Below are 6,810 nucleotides of genomic sequence, written 5' to 3' on the forward strand. Positions count from 1 at the left end.
TATCCCGGGAGAGAACACATGCCGCTCACGACAGCCCTGGCCTTTCCGCCGTTCAGCAACCCGTATCCGGCAGGGATCCTGCGCACGCTGGCCCACACCAACCCGAGCGTGGCCGCCGCCCTCGAGCTGACCGACGAGAAGCTCGCGGACATAGGCCATCCACCCGTCACACCCCGGCTCACCGCCGACGCTTCCGGACCGGCCCCGAGTGAGGAAACGGAGTACGTCCACAACCTGGTCTCGGCAACGCTCGTGCCGTACTCCGTGTACATGGCGCTGGATCTGAAGGTCCAGCCGTCCATCATTCTCGGCCATGGCGCGGGCTTCAACGTCGGCAGTGTCATCACCGACCTCATGACCATGGCAGAGACGATCGACGTTCTGCTCACGGGCTTCATGGAGGCCAAGAAGCTTTCGCTGCGGGGCGGAATGCTCGCCCTCAACGCCGGCCAGCAGACCGCTTGGGCGTTGTGCCGGCAGGTCTCGGAGGACGGCCTCTATGTCGGCATGATCAATGCCCCGAACCAGACGGTCGTCTGCGGCCGGGACGGCGACCTGGACCTTCTCCAGAGTCACGCGGAACGCAAGGGAGTCTCCTCCAGGCGGCTCGCCGCCCTCCTCCCCATCCACACCCCTCTGTTCAAGCCGGCAGCCCTCCAGGCGATCCAGCGGTCGGAGGAACGGACCGTGCAGCCCGTGCTGCCGCCGCTGTACTTCACCACCGAGTGCCGGCCCATCATCGAAACCGACACCGTCAGGAAGGCGTCACTCACCATCTGGACCAAACCCGCGAACCTGATCGAATCCGTCGCGGACCTCCAGGAGAACTTCGGTGTCAACCACTTCATCGAGGTCAACACCACCCCGACGCTCGCACCGATGATCATCCAGAACGCGCTTCCGGGCACCCGGGTCGACGGCCCGCCGCCCGGCATCACCGATGCCGTGGACGTGCTGCCGTTCCTCAACGGCGCGTAGTTCCCGCTCCCGTATGACGGCCCGTCAGTCCCTGGCGGGCCGTTTCCGCGGCGGGCTCCCGTTCCGCTGCCGCAGCACCCTGCGCAAAAGGCCGCCGGCCTGGGATTTCTCCCGGCCGACGGCCTTTTCCGACTCACGTCGGGACGACAGGATTTGAACCTGCGACCCCTTGACCCCCAGTCAAGTGCGCTACCAAGCTGCGCCACGTCCCGTTGCACTCGCACGCGGGGTGTTCCGCGTGATCACGCAGGTCAACCCTACCGCACTCGCACGGGTGCCGGTGCCGGGCCCGCCGGGCGGGCCGGCCGGTGTCGGCTATTTGATCAGCGCGTTCGCCACCACCACGATCATGCCGAGCAGCGCGTCGGCCAGGCCGATGAGGACGGCGGCCGGCCAGCGCCGGGCCGACCAGCGGGCGGTGACCAGGCCGAGGGTGAAGAGCAGCACGATGTTGAGGGCGAAGGCGGGGTACTCGACGCCGTTCGCGGGCCACCAGCCCCAGCCCGCGCCCGCCAAAAGGAACACGGTCGGCAGTACGGCCGTGACCAGCGGCCACTCGTCGCGCATCGCCCGCAGCGCGTCCCAGCGGCGGTGCGGGGCGCGCTCGGCGATGTAGTGGGCGTAGCCGTGAGCGAGGGCCGAGGCCAGCGCGGTGACCAGCAGCCAGACGGCGTCGTAGCGGCGGCCCGCGGGGGAGGTGCGGCCGTACTGGCTGAGCGCGGCGACCATCGAGCTGGCGAGGACGGCGCCGTAGACCCCGCCGAAGAGGACGGCCTCGCGCGTGTCGTGCGTGCGAGGCGGCGCCGCGGCGGCCGCCATGGAGTCAGCCATGCACTCCACGATCGCCCGGGCCGCGCACCGCCGCCAGTTCGCGTGGGCCGACGAAGTGTCCTCCGACCAGGCCCGATGCCGCACACAGTGTCGACGGCGGCGGGGGGTGCGGCCTCGTTAGGGTCCGTCCCATGAGCCACGCCCCGATCACGCGCAGCTTCGCGCTCCATGTCCCCGACGCCGATCTCCAGCCCGAGCCCCTGGACCCGGAGCAGATCGTCTCCGGCGCCCCGGAGGTCACCGGAAAGGTGGTCTGGGAGTCGGCGGACGGCAGGCAGCTCCGCGGGATCTGGCAGATCACGCCGGGCGTGGTCACCGACACGGAGGCGGACGAGGTGTTCGTCGTGGTCAGCGGGTCGGCGACGATCGAGGTCGAGGGCGGTCCCACGCTCGCCGTGGGGCCGGGCGACCTGGCGGTGCTGCACGCGGGCGACCGTACGACGTGGACCGTGCACGAGACGCTGCGCAAGGTGTACGCGATCACGCTGTAGGGGAAGGCGGCCGGGCCGTCGTGCCCCGGATCTCGAGGGTCGGCGCGGCCAGCCGGACGCCGCCCTCCTGCTCCGGCCGCTCGAACCGGTCCAGCAGACAGCGGGCGGCGCGGCGGCCGATCTCGTACGGAGAGGTGTCGACGGTGGTCAGCCAGAGGTGCCGCAGCCGGGAGATGCTGGTGTTGTCGTAACCGGCGACCGACAGATCGCCCGGCACCCGCAGACCCAGCTCCGCGGCCGCGGACAGGGCGCCCACGGCGGCCATGTCGTTGACGGCGAAGAGCGCCGTGGGCCGCTCGGCCCGGCTGAGCAGCCGTACCGTGCCGCGGTAGCCGCCCTCCTCGGTCAGGTCTCCGGGCTCGGTGAGCGGCTCGGCGCCGTGGGCGCGCATCGCCGTCTCGAAGCCGCGCCGGCGCAGCTCGCCGACGGCGCCATGGCCGGCGAGGTGCGCGATCCTGCGGTGGCCGAGGGCGAGGAGGTGCTCGGTGACGAGCCGGGCGCCGTGCTCGTCGTCCCCGGCGACGACGTCGACCCGGTCGGGGCGCGGCTCGCGGGCGCCCGCCACGACGACGGGCAGATGCCGGGCGAGCGCGCCGATTCCGCCCGCGTCCGGGACCGTGCCGACCACCACCAGACCGTCGACGCCCAGGTCCAGGAAGGGTTCGGCGAGGTCGTGGCCGAGTCGCCGGTTCAGCCGGGCGTCCGCGAGCAGCATGTGCAGACCGGCCGTGTGCAGCAGGGAGTTCAGGCCGTCGAGCAGCTCGACGAACCAGGGGTTGCGCAGGTCGTCCAGGAGGACGCCGACGGTCCGGGTGCGCTGCTCGCTCAGGGACCGGGCGGCCGCGTTGGGCCGGTAGCCCAGCTCGCGCACCGCCCGCAGCACCGCGTCCCGCTTCTCCGGGCGGACCGGGCCGGAGTCGCGCAGCACCAGCGAGACCAGCGACTTGGACACCCCGGCCCGCTCGGCCACATCCCGGATCGTCGGCGGTCTCATGGGATGGACCGTTCCATGCGGCCGAGGCGCTGTCAATGTCCTTGACAGCCCAGCTATGTCCGCACAAAGGTGGCGTCGACAGGAGTTGGAACGGTCCAACCACAAGGGGCTCTCATGGTGGAAGCGCTGGGTGTCGCCGTCGTCGGGTTCGGCTGGATGGGCCGGGTGCACACCCAGGCGTACGCCCGGCTGCCGCACCACTATCCGCAGCTGCCGCTGCGGCCCCGGCTGGTCACGGTCGCCGAGGAGGTGCCGGGGCGGGCCGAGGAGGCGGCCGAGCAGTTCGGGTTCGCCTCCGCCACCCGGGACTGGCGCGAGGTGGCCGCCGATCCGCGCGTCCAGGCGGTCAGCGTCACCGCGCCGAACTTCCTGCACCGGGAGATCGGGGTGGCGATGGCCGAGGCCGGCAAGCACCTGTGGATTGAGAAGCCGGTGGGCCTGACCGCCGGGGACGCCCGCGCGGTGGCCGACGCGGTCGCCGGGGCCGGGGTGCAGGGCACGGTGGGCTTCAACTACCGGGGCGCGCCCGCGGTGGAGGCGGCCCGGGAGCTGATCGCCTCCGGCGAGATCGGCACGGTCACCCATGCCCGCATCCGGCTGTTCAGCGACTACGCGGCCCACCCGGAGTCCGCGCTGACCTGGCGCTACGAGCGGGAGCGCGGCGGCAGCGGGGTGCTCGGCGATCTGGCCTCGCACGGCGCCGACCTGGCCCGCTTCCTGCTCGGCGACATCGCCGCGCTCACCGCGGACACCGCGATCTTCCTCCCGGAGCGGGCGCGTCCGGCCGGCGCCACGGCGGGTCACGCCCTCGCCTCGGGGGGCGTACCGGGTCCGGTCGAGAACGAGGACTATGTGAACTGCCTGCTGCGTTTCGCCTCCGGTGCCCGCGGGGTGCTGGAGGCCTGCCGGGTCTCGGTCGGCGAGCAGAACAACTACGGCTTCGAGGTGCACGGCACCCGCGGCGCGGTCTTCTGGGACTTCCGCCGGATGAACGAGCTGGGCGTCAGCCGCGGTACGACCTACCAGGACCAGCCGGTCAGCACGGTGTACGTGGGCCCGGGCGCCGGTGAGTTCGCCGCGTTCCAGCCGGGCGCGGCCAACGCGATGGGCTACGACGACCTGAAGGTGATCGAGGCCTACCGGTTCGTCCGCTCCATCGCCGAGGGCACGCCGTACGGCGCCACGCTCGCGGACGCCGTGCACAGCGCGGCCGTACTGGAGGCCATGGCCCGGTCGGCGGCGCAGGGCGGCTGGGTCAGCCTGGAGGCATGTTGTACGGCGTGACCACCTGGATCGCCGACGGCAGCAGCGGTCCGGCGGGCGGCAGCGCGCCGTGGAAGCGCATCACCGCGTGGCAGGCCTCGCGCAGATCGTGCCGCAGGTCGTGGTGGAGCACGGCGGACAGCCGGTGCTCGCGCAGCAGCCGGGTGTTGTCGTGGTCGAGGTCGTGCGCGACGAACACGGCGCACTCCCGGCCGAGGTCGGCGAACGCCCGCAGGGTGGCGTTGTTGCCGCCGCCGATCGAGTACACGGCGCGGATCTCCGGGTCGCGGGCGAGGGCGGCGCGGACGAGGTCGTACTGGGTGGCGTCCAGGCCCTGCCCCTCGGCGATCTCCACCAGCGTGCGCTCGGGATGCCGGGCCCGCATCACGCTCCGGAAGCCCATCTCGCGCTCCTCCTCGTTGCGGAAGAAGCCGCTGCTGAGGCTGGTGAGGACATTGCCGGGGCGGTCCCCGAGCCACTGGCCCATCAAATAGGCGGCGGTCGCCCCGGCGGCGCGGTTGTCGCTGCCCACATAGCCGATCCGGCCGCTCGCGGGCAGGTCGGTGACGAGGGTGACCACCGGTATCCCGGCGGCGGTGAGCCGGCCGACGGCCGCGGTGATCTCGGGGACGTCCGGCGCCTTGAGCAGGACGCCCTGCGAGCCGCGCCGGGCGATCCGGTCCAGCGTGGCGGCCTGCTCCTGCGCGGGACCGGTCTCCCGGAAGTGGAAGCGGGAGCGGACCACCGCCGGGTGCAGCGCGGGCAGTTCCGCCTCCAGGGCGGAGCGTACGGCCGTACTGAACCGCTCTGGGGCCTGCACGACGATGTCGAGCATGAAGGTACGGCCGACCAGGCGCACCTGGGTGCGCTGGCGGTCCAGGTCGGCGATGGCCCGGTACACCTCCTGCGCGGTGCTCTCCCGGACCCCGCCCCTGCCGTTCAGCACCCGGTCCACGGTGGCCTCGCTCAGACCCGCCTGGCGTGCGATCTCCCGGATCGGGAACGGATGGCCCATGGACCGGCTCCTTGAGGGTTTTTTGATGGCGTGCTGATGGTGGTGCGAGGGGTTTGTACTGACAAGAATGACAGGGCCGCGCCGCTCCTGTGACCGACTGATCCTTCCACTCCCCGTCCCCAGCATCTGAGGAGTTGCACCACCCATGCGTATCGGAATCCTCGGCCTCGGCCGCATCGGCGCCTTCCACGCCGAGACCCTCGCCGGACTGGACGCCGTCGACTCGCTCGTGGTCGCCGATCCCTTCGCGGACGCCGCCAAGGCCGCCGCGGAGCGGTTCGGGGCCGAGGTCGCGGACTCGCCGGAGGCGCTGCTCGCGGCCGGGGTGGACGGCCTCGTCGTGGCCGCGGCCACCGACGCCCACCCCGCGCTGATCCGGGCCGGTGTCGCGGCCGGTGTCCCGGTCTTCTGCGAGAAGCCGGTGGCCCGCTCCATGGCGGAGGGCGTGGCGGTGCTGCACGCGGTGCGGGACAGCGGGGTGCCCATCCAGATCGGCTACAACCGGCGCTTCGACGTGGGCTTCGCCGCCGCGCGGGCCGCCGTACGGGCCGGGGAGCTGGGCGCCCTGCACACGGTCCGGTGCACGACCCTGGACCCGGCGCCGCCGCCGGCCGCGTACATCGCCGCGTCCGGGGGGATCTTCCGGGACTGTTCCGTGCACGACTTCGACATCATCCGCTGGGTGACGGGCCGCGAGGTCACCGAGGTGTACGCGGTGGGCGGCAACCGGGGCGCCGGTTACATCCGGGAGGCGGGCGACGCCGACACCACCGGCGCGGTGCTCACCCTGGACGACGGCACGATCGCGGTTGTCTCCAACTCCCGGCACAACGCCCGGGGTTACGACGTCCGGATGGAGCTGCACGGCTTCACGGACTCGGTCGCCGTCGGCCTGGACGACAAGCTTCCGCTGCGCTCGCTGGAGCCGGGGGCGACCTTCCCGGCCGGGACCCCGCACGACTTCTTCATGGACCGCTTCGCCGACGCCTACCGCGCCGAGCTCACCGCGTTCACCGAGGTCGTGGCCGGCGGCCTGCCCTCTCCCTGCACCATCGAGGACGCCCTGGAGGCGGGCTGGATCGCGGAGGCCTGCACCCTGTCGCTGCACGAGCACCGGCCGGTGACGATCGCGGAGGTGCGCCGGGCCTGACACACACCAGCGGGGGCCCCGGGGGCGGGCCCCCCCCCCCGCGGGGGGTTGAGCCCCCCGAGGGGTCGGCCCACACGCGCGCGGGTGG

The 6,810-nt window shown here is 72.5% G+C and carries 7 protein-coding genes and 1 tRNA gene; 4 read left to right on the top strand and 4 right to left on the bottom strand.

Annotation, left to right across the window (positions count from 1 at the left end; genetic code table 11):
- The first annotated feature begins 18 nt into the window (after positions 1-18).
- Positions 19-978, top strand: coding sequence for a hypothetical protein (locus ACFVIU_RS27410; RefSeq protein WP_385845735.1), 960 nt, complete (start codon positions 19-21; stop codon positions 976-978).
- A gap of 138 nt (positions 979-1,116) precedes the next feature.
- Here ACFVIU_RS27410 and ACFVIU_RS27415 read toward each other — a convergent pair.
- Positions 1,117-1,190: transfer RNA gene (locus ACFVIU_RS27415), tRNA-Pro, on the bottom strand.
- A 103-nt stretch (positions 1,191-1,293) separates the two neighbouring features.
- Entirely contained in the window at positions 1,294-1,809 is a 516-nt protein-coding gene (locus ACFVIU_RS27420) for a hypothetical protein (protein ID WP_385845737.1), read from the bottom strand.
- Positions 1,810-1,955: 146 nt separating this feature from the next.
- Here ACFVIU_RS27420 and ACFVIU_RS27425 point away from each other — a divergent pair, with 146 nt between their 5' ends.
- Complete coding sequence (locus ACFVIU_RS27425; RefSeq protein WP_385845866.1) at positions 1,956-2,300, top strand: cupin domain-containing protein; 345 nt, start codon at positions 1,956-1,958, stop codon at positions 2,298-2,300.
- Here ACFVIU_RS27425 and ACFVIU_RS27430 read toward each other — a convergent pair.
- Positions 2,290-3,294 (bottom strand): LacI family DNA-binding transcriptional regulator, encoded by a 1,005-nt coding sequence (locus ACFVIU_RS27430; RefSeq protein WP_385845738.1) that lies wholly within the window; start codon positions 3,292-3,294, stop codon positions 2,290-2,292. The genes ACFVIU_RS27425 and ACFVIU_RS27430 overlap by 11 nt on opposite strands.
- Positions 3,295-3,408: 114 nt before the next feature.
- Here ACFVIU_RS27430 and ACFVIU_RS27435 point away from each other — a divergent pair, with 114 nt between their 5' ends.
- Complete coding sequence (locus ACFVIU_RS27435) at positions 3,409-4,578, top strand: Gfo/Idh/MocA family protein (RefSeq protein WP_385845740.1); 1,170 nt, start codon at positions 3,409-3,411, stop codon at positions 4,576-4,578.
- Here the strand turns inward: ACFVIU_RS27435 and ACFVIU_RS27440 are convergent.
- Positions 4,550-5,572 carry a LacI family DNA-binding transcriptional regulator gene (locus ACFVIU_RS27440; RefSeq protein WP_385845741.1) on the bottom strand — a complete coding sequence of 341 codons (1,023 nt, stop codon included), beginning with the start codon at positions 5,570-5,572 and terminating at the stop codon, positions 4,550-4,552. The two genes, ACFVIU_RS27435 and ACFVIU_RS27440, sit on opposite strands and share 29 nt — an antisense overlap.
- Positions 5,573-5,717: 145 nt before the next feature.
- On the opposite strand from ACFVIU_RS27440, the gene ACFVIU_RS27445 reads away from it, so the two are divergent.
- Positions 5,718-6,722 carry a Gfo/Idh/MocA family oxidoreductase gene (locus ACFVIU_RS27445; protein ID WP_385845742.1) on the top strand — a complete coding sequence of 335 codons (1,005 nt, stop codon included), beginning with the start codon at positions 5,718-5,720 and terminating at the stop codon, positions 6,720-6,722.
- Positions 6,723-6,810 lie beyond the last annotated feature (88 nt).

The organism is Streptomyces sp. NPDC127190 (assembly GCF_042672505.1).
GTDB lineage: Bacteria > Actinomycetota > Actinomycetes > Streptomycetales > Streptomycetaceae > Streptomyces.